Origin of the sequence: Nocardia sp. NPDC051321, assembly GCF_044455225.1 — a bacterium.
Classification (GTDB): domain Bacteria; phylum Actinomycetota; class Actinomycetes; order Mycobacteriales; family Mycobacteriaceae; genus Nocardia.
In genome coordinates this window covers 453,691-468,952 of the sequence record NZ_JBITEM010000007.1, presented here as the reverse complement: position 1 = coordinate 468,952, position 15,262 = coordinate 453,691, and the positions used below count along the sequence as shown (strand labels likewise).

General features: G+C 68.7%; 13 protein-coding genes. 5 read left to right on the top strand and 8 right to left on the bottom strand.

Translation table 11 applies throughout. The annotated features are described in order from the left end of the window. Positions 1-2 precede the first annotated feature (2 nt). The 6 genes from ACIA8C_RS19650 to ACIA8C_RS19625 form a co-directional block, all read right to left on the bottom strand. Positions 3-1,013: a glycosyltransferase family 9 protein gene (locus ACIA8C_RS19650; RefSeq protein WP_397136586.1), complete on the bottom strand. Its 1,011-nt coding sequence runs from the start codon at positions 1,011-1,013 to the stop codon at positions 3-5. Positions 1,014-1,036: 23 nt separating this feature from the next. Continuing rightward, positions 1,037-2,536 (bottom strand): HAD-IIIA family hydrolase, encoded by a 1,500-nt coding sequence (locus ACIA8C_RS19645; RefSeq protein WP_397136488.1) that lies wholly within the window; start codon positions 2,534-2,536, stop codon positions 1,037-1,039. Next, positions 2,533-4,155, bottom strand: a complete 1,623-nt coding sequence (locus ACIA8C_RS19640) for a carbamoyltransferase (protein WP_397136486.1) — start codon at positions 4,153-4,155, stop codon at positions 2,533-2,535. The genes ACIA8C_RS19645 and ACIA8C_RS19640 overlap by 4 nt, the downstream gene beginning before the upstream one ends. 105 nt (positions 4,156-4,260) lie before the next feature. Further along, positions 4,261-5,232: a UDP-glucuronic acid decarboxylase family protein gene (locus ACIA8C_RS19635; RefSeq protein ID WP_397136484.1), complete on the bottom strand. Its 972-nt coding sequence runs from the start codon at positions 5,230-5,232 to the stop codon at positions 4,261-4,263. Between the two features lie 45 nt (positions 5,233-5,277). Continuing rightward, on the bottom strand, positions 5,278-6,543 hold the full coding sequence (locus ACIA8C_RS19630; protein WP_397136482.1) for a glycosyltransferase: 1,266 nt from the start codon (positions 6,541-6,543) through the stop codon (positions 5,278-5,280). Between the two features lie 28 nt (positions 6,544-6,571). Then, positions 6,572-7,549, bottom strand: coding sequence for a glycosyltransferase (locus ACIA8C_RS19625; protein WP_397136480.1), 978 nt, complete (start codon positions 7,547-7,549; stop codon positions 6,572-6,574). A gap of 216 nt (positions 7,550-7,765) precedes the next feature. On the opposite strand from ACIA8C_RS19625, the gene ACIA8C_RS19620 reads away from it, so the two are divergent. From ACIA8C_RS19620 to ACIA8C_RS19605, 4 genes are read left to right on the top strand one after another with little or no spacing between them, the layout of a single operon-like run. Beyond that, entirely contained in the window at positions 7,766-9,163 is a 1,398-nt protein-coding gene (locus tag ACIA8C_RS19620; RefSeq protein WP_397136478.1) for an aldehyde dehydrogenase family protein, read from the top strand. A gap of 49 nt (positions 9,164-9,212) precedes the next feature. Continuing rightward, positions 9,213-10,100: a polysaccharide pyruvyl transferase family protein gene (locus ACIA8C_RS19615; RefSeq protein WP_397136476.1), complete on the top strand. Its 888-nt coding sequence runs from the start codon at positions 9,213-9,215 to the stop codon at positions 10,098-10,100. Next, positions 10,097-10,978 (top strand): glycosyltransferase family 2 protein, encoded by an 882-nt coding sequence (locus ACIA8C_RS19610; RefSeq protein ID WP_397136474.1) that lies wholly within the window; start codon positions 10,097-10,099, stop codon positions 10,976-10,978. The genes ACIA8C_RS19615 and ACIA8C_RS19610 overlap by 4 nt, the downstream gene beginning before the upstream one ends. 4 nt (positions 10,979-10,982) lie before the next feature. Then, complete coding sequence (locus ACIA8C_RS19605; protein ID WP_397136472.1) at positions 10,983-11,879, top strand: glycosyltransferase family 2 protein; 897 nt, start codon at positions 10,983-10,985, stop codon at positions 11,877-11,879. Positions 11,880-12,115: 236 nt separating this feature from the next. Here the strand turns inward: ACIA8C_RS19605 and ACIA8C_RS19600 are convergent, their stop codons facing one another. Next, positions 12,116-12,844 carry a helix-turn-helix transcriptional regulator gene (locus ACIA8C_RS19600; protein WP_397136470.1) on the bottom strand — a complete coding sequence of 243 codons (729 nt, stop codon included), beginning with the start codon at positions 12,842-12,844 and terminating at the stop codon, positions 12,116-12,118. A 20-nt stretch (positions 12,845-12,864) separates the two neighbouring features. On the opposite strand from ACIA8C_RS19600, the gene ACIA8C_RS19595 reads away from it, so the two are divergent. Then, positions 12,865-14,595 carry a recombinase family protein gene (locus ACIA8C_RS19595; RefSeq protein WP_397136468.1) on the top strand — a complete coding sequence of 577 codons (1,731 nt, stop codon included), beginning with the start codon at positions 12,865-12,867 and terminating at the stop codon, positions 14,593-14,595. Between the two features lie 8 nt (positions 14,596-14,603). Here ACIA8C_RS19595 and ACIA8C_RS19590 read toward each other — a convergent pair whose 3' ends face one another. Continuing rightward, entirely contained in the window at positions 14,604-14,738 is a 135-nt protein-coding gene (locus ACIA8C_RS19590; protein WP_397136466.1) for a hypothetical protein, read from the bottom strand. Positions 14,739-15,262: the final 524 nt, after the last annotated feature.

Here is a 15,262-nt window from a genome sequence, read left to right as displayed (position 1 = left end):
TCTCACACTCCTGTCCGCAGACGCTGGGGCTGGTCCGCGCTCAGTTCTTCCGCCACCATGACGACCTCTTCCGGGCTGATCGACTCGAGACAGGGATGCCCGGCGACCGGGCATTCCCGTGCCCTGCTGCCTCGACATGCCGCGCGTTGATCACCGAGCACGGCCACCGGTACGCCGTAAGGTGCCCACCGTTGGGCGGGCACCACCGGGGCGAAGAGGGAAACCACCGGTGTTCCGACGGCCGCGGCGAGGTGCGCGGGACCGGTATTGGGCGCGACGACAACGCGCGCGTCGCCGAGCACGGCGGCGAGCTCCGGCAGGCTGGTCGCGCCGCCGAGGTCGAGGGCGTGCGCACCGGCGACGGCAGCGGTGAGCGCCCGGTCGGCCGGGCCGCCGGTGACGATCACCCGGTGACCGGCGTTCGCCAGTGCGGCGACAAACGCCGCCGAACGGTCCGCGGACGGCTGCCGCGCCGGCACCGAGGCGGCCGGATGCACGACCATATAGCCTGGGCCGCCGGTCATACCGGAGACGTCCGGCAGCGGCCGCCGCACGGCGAGCTTCCCGGTATCGCCGGGCGGCAGCCGGAAACCGGCCGCCTCGGCAAGCGAGAGCGCGCGTTCGGCTTCGGGCGGATCGCCGTCGACGCGATGGCGCAGGTCGAGCAACGAACCGGGGTAGTCGTCCGAGATCGCCCCGACCCACGGCACCCCGGCCAGCTTGAGCAGCAAGGCGAGTGGCAGCGGCGACTGATGAAAAGAGGTGACAATCAACGCCACATCCAGACGCAGCGCGCGGATCCGTTCGACGAATTCGGCGACGCCCGCCGACTCGACCGCGGGCGGCTCCAGGTCGATCCACGGCGCACACCAGGTCAGTACCTGATCCACACCAGGCAGTAGTTCGGCGGCGGTCCGTCCGCGCGGTCCGGCCAGCAGCGTGACCGAATCGACGTGCGCCGCAACGGCGCGCACGCACGGCCCGGCGAGCAGCACATCGCCGACGTTGTCCATGCGCGCCACCAGCGCCCGGCGCGTCACGGCACACCCGCCATCGCCAGCCGGACGGCTTCGGTGAGATCCTGCGCCACGGCCGCTTCGTGCTGCGCGCGACGCACCTCTTCCGGCAGCGTTCGTGCCGTCGGGACCAGAATCGCGCGCGCTCCGGCGGAGATCGCGGCGGCGACGTCGGCGCCGGTGTCGCCGATGAGCACACACCTGCTGACGTCGACGCCGAGTTCCGCCGCGGCCCGCCGTACCATGCCAGGCTCGGGTTTGCGGCATGCGCAGCCATCGTCTTCGCCGTGCACACACAGTTGCCACGTCTCGAAGGGGCCGAGCAATTCCTCGACCCGCGAGTTCACGGCGGCGAGCTGCTCGGAGCTGATCAGTCCGCGCGCGACGCCTGATTGATTGCTCACGATGCCGACCCGAATTCCGGTGGCGCGCACCGACTTCAGCGCATCGACAGCTCCCGGCACGGGCTGAACCCTGGTGGGGTCGGCGAGGTAGGGGACATCGATGATGAGCGTGTCGTCCCGGTCGAACAGCACCGCCAGCGGCGACGGGTGGGTCGCGTCGCGGTGCCGAAGTTCGCCGCGCAGGCGGTGCCAGCACGCGGCGGGCGGAATCAGCGCGCTGGTGACCAGCATTCGTCCGATTTCGGCCGCTGTCCGCGGTCCGGGTGCGATCCGGCGAACAGCGAACTCGCCGGTCAGCGCCGTCCACCCGGCGGCAAGTGCCAAGGCGGCGCGGCGATGGCGGGTGCCTGCGAGTGCGAGGGCCGCCGCGCCCGCGGCCGTGGTGAGCGCGTGCCGCGGCAGCATTCCGGCTCCCTCGCCGACGCGCTGGCGCCATCGAGTACCGAACTTACGCCGCATCAACGCGTTGTCGGCGTTTCCGCGTTGGGCGCGCACGCTGGCAAAGAACCCGGATTCGCGCACCGGGTGCTGGGTGCGCCGTCGCCCGGACGCGATGGTGAAGCCGGCCAGGCAGACTCGCAGCGCCAGATCGGCGTCCTCGCGGAACGCGCGTGGGAACCGTTCGTCGAAGCCGCCGACCGCAGTGAGCACGGACCGGCGGTACGCCATGTCCGCGGTGATCCAGCGGGCGGTGGCCAGTCCCGCGGTGCCGCGTTCCGCGTCGGTCGGTTTGCGGTGTGCCAGCAGCGGAACATCGATCTGAGCGGTCGACGCGGCGGTATTCGGGTCGAGATCGCGCAGATCTTCGGCCAAGCGAGTCGGCCAATCCGGCGGGGTGATCACGTCGTCGTCCAGGAAGGCGATCCACGTTCCGGTGGCGACTCGCCAGCCCGTATTGCGCGCGGCAGCAGGCCCGCGGCCACCGGACCGGAGGACGCGCACCGGCGGCACGGCGTCGGGCAGCGGCAATGCGCCGCCCGCTGGCCGGTCGTCCACCACGATGATCTCCCGCGGCTGCGGACCCGTTGCGGCACCGAGTGCTTCGAGCAGCAACCGGAGGCTGTCCCGGCCCATGGTCGGAATCACGATGCTGTAGTCCACGGTGTGCGCGTTCATCGGCGACGCACCAGGAACGGGCCGAGCGCCAGCAGATCGATCGGCGCGGAACCGAAGCATTCGAGGGCGTCGCGGGGCGAGTCGACCATCGGCCTGCCCGCGGTGTTCAAACTGGTGTTCACCACCACGGGCAAACCTGTGCGCTTGTCGAACTCGGTCAACATCCTGGCCAGCACCGGATTGTCCGCGGCATCGACGGTCTGCACCCGCGCGGTGCCGTCCACATGGGTGACCGCGGGGATGCGTGCACGCCACGCGGGCACGACATCGTGCACGAACAACATGTACGGGCTCGGCAACGGCCCGCGCTCGAATATCTCGGCCGCCCGGTCGGCCGAAACCATCGGCGCGATCGGCCGGAACTGCTCGCGGCCCTTCACATCGTTGAGGCGTTCGAGATTCGCCGACCGGCCGGGGTGCGCGAGCAGCGAACGATGCCCGAGCGCGCGCGGGCCGAATTCGGCTCGGCCCTGAAACCAGGCCACCACTTGATCTTCCGCGAGGGCTTGCGCCACCTCCGCCGCCACGTCATCGGATTTCGTATACCGAATTTTGGCGGTGCGGAGAATGGCTTCCAGTTCCTCGTCCGTCCATTCGCGGCCGAGATCGGCGCCACGCATCGGGGCGGCGGGCTCACCGAATTCGGCGGCCAATTGCAGTGCGGCGCCGAGCGCGGTGCCCGCGTCACCCGAGGCGGGCTGCACCCAGATTCGTTCATAGGGCCCCTCGGCGTGCAACCGGGTATTGGCGACGCAGTTGAGCGCGATGCCACCGGCCAGGGTGAGGTTGCGCTGCCCGGTTTGCTGATGCAGCCAGGAAGTCAACTCCAGCAACACATCTTCGAGCCGTCGTTGCACGCTCGCGGTCAGGTCGGCGTGGTCCTGGCTGAGCGCGCCGCCGGACACGGCGGGTGCGAACGCTGCCCAGTCCACGGGTTCAGTGCGGAATCCGCCGTCACCGGTCGTGTAGATCAATTCGCGGAACTGGTCCAGGAATCGGGGAGTGCCGTAGGAGGCGAGGGCCATCACCTTGTACTCGTCGCTCGATCTGGCGAATCCGAGATGTTCGGTGAGATCCTCGTACATCAGGCCCAGTGAGTGCGGCAATTGTTGTGCCGCCAATTCCACGAACTTGCCGTCCCGGTATTCACCCGCAAGATAAGACTGGCTCTCGCCGCGGCCATCGGCCACTAGAACCGCTGAATCACCAAGGGGCGCAGCGAGTGCCGCAGACGCGGCATGGGCAAGGTGATGGCGCACGAAACGCACGATTCCGGGATCGAGACCGGGCAACGCGGCCTGGAGGAAGCCCGGCGCGCGACGCGCGTAATCCGTCCGGGTCGCCTCGCTGCGCCGGTCGAGGCCGCCGAGCGAATGATCGACCAGGTCCGGGTCGTAGGAGTAGCCCACCGCGTCGAGCTGGTCGGGTCGCAGGCCAGCGCGCTCGAGGCACCACGCGGCCGCCTGTTCGGGCAGCTCCCAGGTGGAGAACGGCACCGGTCGTTTGCCGTGCTTGCGCCGGCTGAACCGTTCTTCCTCCGCGGCCGCGACGATCTCACCGTCTACGATCAGAGCCGCGGCGGGGTCGTGAAATACCGCGTTGATTCCAAGAATTCGCACGGGTCGCCTTTCCTCTCGAGACGTCACGTCGGACGATGATCCCGCTGACAGCTACGGCGCTACCCGGTGAGATCATCATTAAACGGTTGCGCCGGAAACCGCTGGTCACGGCAGTGCGCGCGCGGCAGGTCCGGTCGAGCGGGCGGCGAACCAGTCGATCGTGCGGCGCAGCCCGTCCGCTCTGGTAACCGTTGGCGACCAGCCCAATTCGAGCCTTGCCAGGGAGATATCCGGGCAGCGCCGCTGCGGATCGTCGATCGCGCCGTCGATGTAGGTGAGCGTCGACCGGCTGCCGATCGCCGAGCGGATTTCCACGGCGAGGCCATGCACCGATACCTCATGGGGATTGCCGATATTGACGGGCCCGGGATGGTCGCTCGCCGCCAGCGCGAGCAGGCCGCGCACGGTGTCTTCCACGTAACACAGCGACCGGGTTTGTTCCCCGGTGCCCGCGATGGTGAGTGGCTCGTCGGCCAGCGCCTGCGCGATGAAGGTGGGCACCATCCGGCCGTCGTCGGTGCGCATGCGCGGACCGTAGGTGTTGAAGATCCGGGCGATGCCGGAATCGACGCCGCGTTCTCGGCGAAACGCCATGGTCAACGCCTCGGCATAGCGTTTGGCCTCGTCATAGACGCTGCGCGGGCCGATCGGATTGACGTTGCCCCAGTACGCTTCCGGCTGCGGATGCACGGCCGGGTCGCCGTACACCTCGCTCGTCGACGCGAGCACGAAGCGCGCTCGATTCCGTTCGGCCAGCTCGAGCGCGTTGGCGGTACCCAGCGATCCGGCGCGCAGGGTTTCGATCGGCAGCCGCAGGTAATCCGGCGGCGACGCGGCCGAGGCCAGATGGAAGACCACGTCGACGGGGCCCAGCGGAGGTAGCGGCTCGGTGACATCGTGCTGGACGAGATCGAACCCGGGCCTGCCGAGCAACTGGGCCACATTGTCCGGGTTGGACGTGGCGAAGTTGTCGAGTGCGAGCACGGCGCTGCCCGCGTCGAGCAACTGCTCGCACAGGTGTGATCCGACGAACCCGCAACCGCCGGTGACCAGCGCGCGTCTGCTGTGTTCGGACACGTTATCTCCCATTTCTGTACGGCGGCACCATGATCCAAGCGACGCCTACCCGGTAGAACGGCCGGCGCGGCGTTCGGTGGCGTCGAGCGTGCGGCTGCCCCGTGGCGCGCTGTCCTGTGCCCGCGCGGCCGCGGCGGCCACCCGCCGGTACTCGCGGACCGTGTCGGCGGCGATCCGGTCCCACGAATAGCGAGCCTTGACGCGCTCGAGTCCGGCGCGCCCGTACTGCGCTGCGGCCCCCGGCGTGCTGCACAGATCCTGTACCGCCGCAGCGAGTTTCGCGGGCGCCCGGGCCGGGATCAGCCGACCGGTCACGCCGTCGACGACGGTGTCGATGAGTCCGCCGACCGCGGCGGCAACCACCGGAACGCCACAGGCCATCGCCTCCAGCGGGGTGATGCCGAACGGCTCGTACCACGGCGTGCACACGACCACATCCGCCGATCTGAGCAGCGGGGCCACCTCGGTCCTCGGCACCTGACCGACCAGGTGCAGCCGGTCCCGTACGCCGAGCTCACCGGCCAGGGCCAGCAGCCGCTTGCCTTCGGGATCCTCGGCTACCGCGCCGTCATCCGGGCCGCCGACCAAGACCAGCTCGGTGTCCGGCAGGTCGGTGAGTGCGGTGATCGCCGTGTCGAATCCCTTGCGCGGCACCAGCCTGCCCACACTGACCATTCGATGGTTCGCTGATTTCGCCGCACTCGGCCCGTCCGGGGTGAACTGCTCGAGCCGCACCCCACACGGAATCACCGACGTCCTTGACCGCGGCACCCCCATCCTGGCCAGTTCGAAAACCTCGTCGGTGCAGGTGGCGATGATCCGGTCGGCCTGTTCGGCGATGCCTTGCTCCAGGTGGATCCGGTCCGCCGGGCTGGTGTCGGCGGCACCCTGATGGCGGCGTTTCACCACCCCGAGCGCGTGGAAGGTCTGCACCACCGGGATGCCGGCGGGGCGAGCGGCGGCGAGGGCGGCCAGCCCGGACATCCAGAAATGCGCGTGCACCACATCGGGGCGGTCGACGCGCCACTGCTCGCGCAGAAACTCGCCGAATTCGCCCATGTGCGGCAGCAATTCGTCCTTCGGCAGGACGCGGGCCGGTCCGGCCGGTACGCCGATCACGCGATACCCCTGCTCGGTGCGCACGGTCGGCGGCGCCTGCGCGTCCTCGCGCCGGGTGTAGACGGTGACCTCGTGGCCGAGCCTGCACAGTCCGGCAGCCAATTCCGCGACATGGACATTCTGACCGCCCGCGTCGACGCCGCCCAACGCGGCGAGCGGGCTGGCGTGTTCGGACACCATCGCGATCTTCATGAGTCTGCCTTCCGGTCGGTGAACTGCGTCATGCGGTGACTTCGGCGAGCAGCGAATCCCACCGGCGCAGAAAGCGATCGAGGCCGAAATGCTCCAGCGCGAACTGCCGGCCCGACTTGCCCGCGAGCACCGCCAAGTCGGGTTCGTGCAGGAATTCATGGAATTTCGCGGTGAGCGCCGCGACGTCGGTCGAGATCGCACCGGCTTCCGGCGGCACCGCGCTGACCGCCTCGGTGGTGGCCACGGCCACCACCGGCATGCCTACGTGCATGGCTTCCAGCAGGGACAGCCCGAGCGAGGTCCACCGCGCGGTATGCAGGTAGACCCTTCGACGGGCCATGTCTGGATGCAAGGCCGACTGCCGGAAATCGCCGATGCCGCGAATCGGGTGCCCGGCAGGTCTTTCCGGGGTGTATTCGTTCGCACCGATGCCGTACACGTCGACCGGTCCGGCCATCGCGAAGTCCGGCAGCAGATCACTGCCGGTGATCCGGCCGCGCCGCATCGGTTCATTGATCAGCGCCACCCCGTGCGGTATTTCACCGGTGTACAACGGGCCGGGATCCACGATGCCGTGCGGCACCACCCGGGTGGGTGCGCGTCCGTTGTCCCACATCAGATTGTTGAAATGAGTGACGTGCACGATCGGGATGTCGGTCCGATCCGCCAGCGGATGCCTGGTGGTGGCCGCGCTGGGCCGCGGTGTGTTGTGCTCCACATAGACCGCCGGTATATCGACGCCGGGACGCCGGCCGAGCCACCGCTCGGTCAGTTCGATTTCCTCCGGGCGTTGGAGCACAACCACATCGGGACCGCGGTCGGGTAATTCCGGCGCGGGTACCTCCTCGGCGGACGGCCAGTCGCGGCCGCAAAGCCCCCGGCCCCACGGCCCACCGTCCGGCACGACGGGGAGTAGATAACGGTGCGGCCCTTGCACGAACGAGGTCGTCCAGGAACCGTGCACATGCCACAGCAACACTGTGCGCCGTTCGATCATCGCGGACATGTTGGTAGCTTTTGCCTGTTCCCGGCGGATCAAACACGGCTACCACACCGCGGGCGGTTTGTCGGTTATCAGCGAGCGTCCGGCGCCTGGACGCGCACCGGCGGGTTTGAACCGCGAGTGTCCGGCAAAGTCTGACGACATGAGCGAACGTAGCGAGCGAACCGTGGCAGAGCGCGCCTCGCGCGTGACGGAGCCGAGTGCCGGTGAGGTGGGGTCATGAGCGCGTCGAACACTGTCACGCTTTCTGATGAACGTCGCGAGGTCGAACCGATCGAGATCATCGATCCCGGCACCGGCGCTACGGTGGGCCGGGTGCCCATGACCGAGCCCGCGGAGCTCGATCGGCAAGTGCGGCTGGCGAACCGGGCCCAACCCCGATGGGCGCGCACCCCGGCGGCGGAGCGGGCGGCGGCGCTGCAGGCGGGCGCCGCCTTGTTGCGCGAACGGGCCGATGAACTCGCCGAACTCAATCATGTCGAAACCGGACGCCCGACGGGCGAAGCCGAAGAGGGCGTGCTGGCCGGTGCCGCGACCCTCGGGCAATACGCCGAACTCGGACCGGTACATCGCGGTCGAACCTTGCAGGGTGACTTCGAGGCTACCGACCTCATGGTGTGGGAACCGCGCGGCGTCGTCGTCGCGCTGACCCCATGGAACGATCCCGTCGCGGTGTCCTGTGGTCTGCTCGGCGCGGCGCTGGTCACCGGGAACACGGTCGTCTACAAGCCGAGCGAACGCGCACCGCACACCGGTGCGCTGCTCGGCGACCTCCTCGCAGGCGTTCTCCCCGACGGGGTGCTGCAGACGGTGCAGGGCGATGGACGAGTCGGCGCGTTGCTCGCCGCGCGCCCCGATGTGGACGTCGTCGCACACGTCGGCAGCACGGCCACCGGCCGGTCGATCGCGAAAAGTGTGGCGGCGACCGGTGCGAAAGCCTTGCTGGAGAACGGCGGCAACGACGCACTCGTCGTCGACGCCGGGGTGGATCCGGTGTGGGCCGCCGGACAGGCGGCGCTCGGCGCGTTCGCGAACTCCGGTCAGATCTGTGTGTCCGTGGAACGGATCTTCGTGCACCGCGACGTCGCGGAGCCGTTCCTCGCGGCCCTGGCCGCGGCAGCCGAGTCGTGGAATACCGCGCCGCTGGTCGACCGGCGTCATCGCGATCAGGTGCATGCGCAGGTGCGTGACGCGGTAGACCAGGGTGCCGAGCTGTTGGTCGGCGGCGCGGTGCCCGACGGTGCCGGAGCGCACTATCCGGCCACCGTCTTGACCCACTGCGATCCGGCGATGCGGGTGATGCGCGAAGAAACGTTCGGTCCGGTCGCGCCGGTGCGCGTGGTCGACACCTTCGACCAGGGCATCGCGGAGGCCGCGAGCGACGACTATGGACTCGCCGCGACCGTGCTCACCCCCTCGATGGCCAACGCCCAGCAGGCCTGGCGCGCACTGCCGGTGGGCACGGTGAAGATCAACGCGGTGTTCGGTGGGGCGCCGGGCGGCGCGGCGCAGCCACGCGGGGCCAGCGGCAACGGGTTCGGTTACGGCCCTGAGCTATTGGACGAGATGAGCCAGATGAAGGTGGTGCATCTGCGCCCGGCTCCGGCCGTGGGATGATCCGGTGGAGCGGTGGATTGGCTTGCGGCACAGCGGGTATGCGCGCCGCATGCGGGTACTTGTCACCGGCTGGGCCAGTTTTGTGCACGGCGAAGCGACGGCGGGCGATGTGTTGAGTATGAGCCGGGTCGGCGCGGCTCTCACGGCCGCCGGAATACCTCATGACATGGCATTGAGCCCGGTCTACCGGGCCGACGCGTTGCACCTGAGCGATGCCCATTCCGAACGTTATTCGCACCTGGTGTTCGTGTGCGGGCCGGCGCACGGGCACCAGGTGCGGTCCTTGCACGAGCGGTATGCGAGCTGCCGGCGCATCGCGGTGGGTGTTTCCATTCTCGATCCCGGCGATGCGGCGGTCACCGGTTTCCACCGGGTGCTGGCACGCGACGGCCTGTCCACCCCGCGGCCGGACATCGCGGTCGCGGCGTCCACCACGACCGTCCCGGTGGTCGGTGCGGTATTCGCGCCGGGCCAGCGCGAATACGGTGCGGCCCGGCGGCATCGCTCGGTCCATGAGGCGTTGCTGCGCTGGCTCGCGGACCTCGACTGTGCGCGACTGCCGCTGGATACCAGGCTGGCAAGCGATGATTGGCGGCAATGCCGCACCCCCGACCAGCTCGCGTCGGTGTTCGCCCGGCTCGACGCGGTGGTCACCACTCGCCTGCACGGCTTGGTCATGGGCCTGCGGGCCGGTGTCCCGGTGCTGGCGGTGGATCCCATCGCCGGCGGTGGGAAGGTCACCGCGCAGGCGGCGGCGCTGAACTGGCCCGCACTGGTCAGCGCGGAAGACGCCGTCGAGGCCGGGGCATTCGACCATTGGTGGCGCTGGTGCCTGTCGCCCGCGGGCAGGCACCGTGCGCGGCGACGCGACTTCCCGGCGGCCGACGCCCTGACCGAGGAACTACTCGACGAGCTGCGCGCCGGACTGCCGGTATGAGTACCGGCATCGCGGGAAAGACCACGGTGGTCATCGCCACCCGGGACCGCGCCGCCGAATTGGCCCGTACCCTCACCGAATTGAGCGCACTGCGCCCGCGTCCGCCGATCGTGGTGGTAGACAACGCGTCCGCCGACCACACCGCCGAGACCGCGGCGGCCTTCCCGGACGTGCGGGTCATCCGGCTGGCGCGCAACCTCGGCGCGGCGGCGCGCAATATCGGCGTCGCGGCCGCCCGCACACCGTATGTCGCGTTCAGTGACGACGACTCGTGGTGGGCCGCCGACGCGCTTCCCGAAGCCGAACGATTGCTCGACGCCTGCCCCCGGCTCGGCCTGATCGCCGGGCGCACACTCGTCGGCGCAGACAACCGGGACGATCCGGTCAACGAACTGATGGCGACCAGCCCGCTCGGGCATCCACCGGAGCTGCCAGGCCCGCTGATCCTCGGCTTCCTTGCCTGCGCGGCGATCGTCCGGAAGGAGGCGTATCAGCAGGCCACCGGCTTCAATCCGCTGCTGCACTTCGGCGCCGAAGAACGGTTGCTCGCGCTGGACCTCGCGGCCGGCGGCTGGCAGCTCTGTTACGTCGAAGACGTTCGCGCACATCATCATCCGTCCACCCACCGACCGCCCCGAGCGTGGCGCAGGCGGGTCGAACAGCGCAACAACGCCTTGATCAGCTGGCTGCGCTGGCCGTTGCGGCGCTGCGCGGCAGAAACACTGGGCCTGCTGCGCGCGGCGGCCCGCGACCCCGAGACGTTGCTGACGGTCGCGGGAATCATTCGCCGCCTGCCCCAGGCGTTGGCGCAGCGGCGCCCGCTGCCGCCGGAAGTGGAACGCCGAGCCCGCACCTTGGAACTCGCCGAAAGGAAGTGACCGCATGGTCAGCCAGCGCATGACTGTCGTCATCATCACCCGGGACCGGCGCGAACAACTGCTGGAAACCCTCGCGCACATGACCGGGCTGCCGGACGCGGCCCCGATCATCCTGGTGGACAACGGTTCCGCGGACGGAACCGCCGACGCGGTCGCCGCTGCGTTTCCCTCCGTCGAACTCATCCGCTCGCCGGAAAACCTCGGCGCGATCGCCAGGAACATCGCGGTGCGGCAGGCGAAAACACCCTACGTGGCCTTCTGTGACGACGACACGACGTGGCAACCCGGTGCACTGACCCGCGCCGCCGACCTGCTCGACCAGTATCCCGGCCTGGCCTCGGTCACCGGACGCTGCCTGGTCGCGCCCGACCTGCGCGAGGACCCGATCACGCCGGAATTCCGCGACTCACCGATCTCCGGCCCCGGCTGGCTGCCCGGCCCCGCGTTGCTCGGCGTGATGGCCGGCCTGTCCGCCTTCCGCGTCACCGCGTTCAACGAGGTCGGCGGCTTCTCCGAACGCCTATGGTTCGGCGGCGAAGAGGAACTCCTCGCCCTCGACCTGGCCGCCGCGGGCTGGTGGATGTGCTGGGCCGAAGACATGGTGATCCACCACCAACCGTCCCGCTCCCGGGATTCCACCCACCGCCGCCGACTCGGCATCCGAAACACCCTGTGGACCTTATGGTTACGCCGCCCGATCCGCAGCGCCGCCCGCCGCAGCGCCGCCATCCTCCGATCGGCCCCCGCCGACCGCACCACCGCCGCCGCCGTCCTCGAATCACTACGCGGACTGCCTTGGGTACTACGCGAACGCAAAGTGTTGCCGCCACGAGTCGAGGAGGGTTTGGTCCTGCTGGAGGAATCCCAGCGGAATTCGCCCGCTCGCCGCTATGTGGGCTGATATCAACGGTTTTCGGAGCGGGTCGCGGCTCAGGTGGCGTCGTCGGCAGTAACAGCCGCACACGCTTTGATTTCCCGCACACCGGCTCGCCGCACTGACACGCGTGCGTGTGTCAGAAGGTGTGCGGCTGCGGTGTGGCTCCGCAGCAACGTATCTGGAGGACGGCGTCGCCGTTCGCTTTCGACCCCAGCAGCCTGATGCGACGGGGACCCGGGGCGATCGATCGCTGAAGGTTGTCAGTGGGTGTGATCTAGGGACGGGGCGGTGGGGTGGGCGAGTAGCCAGGTTGTGCGGTCGCGGGTTCGGTTGTCGACGGGGGTCCAGATGGTGAGGAAGGTTTCGGGGGTGGCGGTGAGGTCTAGTCGGGTCAGGGTGAAGGAGAGGTCGCCGGTCGCGGCGTGGTGGTAGGTCATGGTTTGGCTGGGCGGGGCGGCTACGTCGTGGTTGGCCCAGAGGTGGGTGAATTCGGTGCTGGCGGTGCAGAGCCCGCGGATCAGGGTGGTCCAGGCCGGGTCGTCGAGGTGTTGGGCGAAGGCGGCCCGGAACGATGCGACCATGTGCGGTAGGCCGGTGTCCCGGTTCACGAAGGAGCGGCAGCATTCGGGGGTGGTGAACATCTCCCACAGCACGTTGCGGGAGCTGTCGGGTGCGGTGAGCCGCGGCCATACCGCGGCGCAGGCGGCGTTCCAGCCGAGCAGATCCCAGCGGCTGTTGAGGGCCGCGGCCGGAAAACCGGTGATGCTGTCCAGAATCGACTGCATGGTGGGCGTGATCCGATCGGCGGTGACGGTCACCTCGGGCACCGGCACCTCGGCCAGGCGGTACAGGTGGTCCCGTTCGGCGGTGTCGAGCCGGAGCGTGCGGGCGATCGCGTCCAGAACCTGACTACTGACGTTGATCGGGCGTCCCTGTTCGAGCCACGTGTACCAGGTGATGCTGACCCCAGCGAGCTGACAGCTATACACTACGTCCGTACGCTGGAGTTATGACGCGAACAAAGACCCTTACCGAGCCTGGCTGGTTGACGGAAATCAATGCGGCCCTTGCTGTTTCGGTGGCAAATGTCGACCCCTCCGAGTGGGTGTATGGCTATGTTCGGATCTCGCGGGACGAGAAGGATCGTGCCGAGGGTGTGCAGTTGCAGGCCAAAAGCCAGGTCGCTCACGCCGAGCGCAAGGGGTTGGCGTTGGCGCGGATCGTGTGCGACAACGATCTGTCGGGCGCGGATGCGGACCGTCCGGGATTGCGTGAGTTGCTGCGGTTGGTGACGGCGGGTCCATCGAAGCGGACGCTCGCTCGCGATGTGGCGCGGTTGAGCCGTGACTATGACCTGGGCAACGAGTTGATGAAACTGGGCCGCGATGAGGGTGTGCGGTATTTGTTCGTCAAGGACGGCGAATACGACCTCACCACCGGAGCAGGGCGTAAGAATTTCATGGTGAAGGTCGCCGAGGCCGCCGAGTACCGCGAGGTGAACACTGAAAACCTCCTCGACCGGATGAGCGAGGAGGCCGCCAAGGGGGTGATGCAGGGTGGTTCGCGCCGGTTCGGTTATGGGCGTGTGGTCGGAGCGCATCCGCTGACCGGTGCCGATGTCTTGGACCGCAACGCATTGCGTGAGTCCGAGGTCGCGGTACTGCACGAGGGACGCGACCGAGTAATCAACGGCGAATCGCAGACGACGATCATCACCGACTGGAACCGTCGTGGGATCACCACAGCCGCAGGCGGGCCGTGGCGGGTAGGCAAGCTGGCCGACCAATTGTTGCTGGAAGCGTATGTGTCCTACGACCTGGGTGAGCACACCGACGCCCACGGCCGACGCTGCGAGTGCTTGAAGAACCCGGAGGGCAACGGCATTCGCGTGCACGCGCGCACCGGCACCCGCCATCGCGCGCAGTGGCCCGCGATCTTCACCCGCGCCGAGCATGACGCGATGCGAGCCGGTTTGCGGGCTCACCGCCGCGCCACGGACAAGGACCGGCCCCGTCAGCGCAACGGCGAATACTGGCTGACCGGGTTGGCCGAATGCAACGGGAAGTGGGCCGAGACTAGCGACCGCGCGGGCGAGAACTGCGGTTCGTGGATGGTCGGTTCGATCCTGGAGCGCAAGCTCAAGAACGGCGGCAAGACGATCCAGCGCCGCTATGGCTGCCAGCACAAGGACTCCGCGCGTCAGGTGAGCGGGTGCGGGCGGGTGTACCGGGACGCGGGCGCGCTGGAAACCTATGTCGCACAGGCGGTGATCGCGGTGTATGAGGACCCGCAGATCATCGCCCGGTTGGATTGCGGCAACGACAACGCCCAACGCATCGCCGAGCTCGAGAAACGGATCGAGGTCACCGCGGGCAATCTCGACGCCGAGACCGACCAGCGCGCCGCCGTTCTGTCCGGTGCCGGGGACGACTACGACTTGCGCGTGATCGAACGCACGATAGCCAACCTGAAACAGACGTTGAAAGACCTTCGTGCTGAACAGAATTCGCTGCGCAGCGTGCAAGCGCTGGCGGTGTTGGCCGACATCGGCGAAACAGGCGAGTTGCGTAAGGCATGGAAGAGCAAGGGATCGCGGTGGCAGCACGAGGCGGCCGCACGCCTGATCGAGAAGGTGATCGTGCGGCCCGCCCGCGTCTACGCCGCCACGTGGGAAGATCAGACCGGCAAGACGTGGCGTTTCGACAAATCCTCGGTCGAGATCGTGTGGCGGGAGTTCTGACCGCTGTGTCAGCGGTCCTCGCGCCCGTTATCGCGCTCGAGGGTGTCGAGTGCGTGACGCAGGAACAGCGCCAGTGATTCGATCACGTACGGATCGTTGATGTAGGGGCCGAGCCCTTGCCGTGCACGGCTTTCAGCGACCATCCGGCGTGTGGCCTCACTCGTCGGGCCGATCAAGGCCAGCCCTCGAGTGTCTGGTCGCTGCCGGGGCGCTTGCTCCTCGCCCCCGCCGGTTGCCGCGTCCTGGGTTGTCGGACCGTCCGGCGGTGCCGAGGCTTTGCCGTCGTCGGCCGGGCTGTCGGGTCCGCTCGAGCGAGCTACACCGGTCCCGCTGGTGTGCGTGCGAGGGCTCCTGTGGGGTGGCATGAGTGTTCTCCGTTTCTTCGACTCGCCTGTCTCCCCACGGCACCGATTCCAGTATGCCTGAAGATCGACAGTGCCCGAGCGCCCCGGATCTGCGCTCGAGGTTCCCGCTCGTCGTGCGGGCCGCGCCCGTCGGTCGCGTGCCCGCGCGTCCGGCGCGCGCCGGTTCCACCGGACTCAGCTCACCACCCCGCCAGCCAATACCCACACACATCCGCTACAGACCCCCTACACCCGCCCTCACCCCCACCGCCCCCTATACCTCACTCACGCACCCCTTCTCACCCCCTCACCTCATACCCCAC

Bases quoted from the DNA above. Each gene is read 5' to 3' on its own strand.
- ACIA8C_RS19645 (WP_397136488.1), bottom strand. From the start codon at position 2,536: ATGAACGCGCACACCGTGGACTACAGCATCGTGATTCCGACCATGGGC.
- ACIA8C_RS19610 (WP_397136474.1), top strand. From the start codon at position 10,097: ATGAGTACCGGCATCGCGGGAAAGACCACGGTGGTCATCGCCACCCGG.
- ACIA8C_RS19595 (WP_397136468.1), top strand. From the start codon at position 12,865: ATGACGCGAACAAAGACCCTTACCGAGCCTGGCTGGTTGACGGAAATC.
- ACIA8C_RS19620 (WP_397136478.1), top strand. From the start codon at position 7,766: ATGAGCGCGTCGAACACTGTCACGCTTTCTGATGAACGTCGCGAGGTC.
- ACIA8C_RS19605 (WP_397136472.1), top strand. From the start codon at position 10,983: ATGGTCAGCCAGCGCATGACTGTCGTCATCATCACCCGGGACCGGCGC.
- ACIA8C_RS19590 (WP_397136466.1), bottom strand. From the start codon at position 14,738: ATGGTCGCTGAAAGCCGTGCACGGCAAGGGCTCGGCCCCTACATCAAC.
- ACIA8C_RS19625 (WP_397136480.1), bottom strand. From the start codon at position 7,549: ATGTCCGCGATGATCGAACGGCGCACAGTGTTGCTGTGGCATGTGCAC.
- ACIA8C_RS19630 (WP_397136482.1), bottom strand. From the start codon at position 6,543: ATGAAGATCGCGATGGTGTCCGAACACGCCAGCCCGCTCGCCGCGTTG.
- ACIA8C_RS19615 (WP_397136476.1), top strand. From the start codon at position 9,213: ATGCGGGTACTTGTCACCGGCTGGGCCAGTTTTGTGCACGGCGAAGCG.
- ACIA8C_RS19650 (WP_397136586.1), bottom strand. From the start codon at position 1,013: ATGGACAACGTCGGCGATGTGCTGCTCGCCGGGCCGTGCGTGCGCGCC.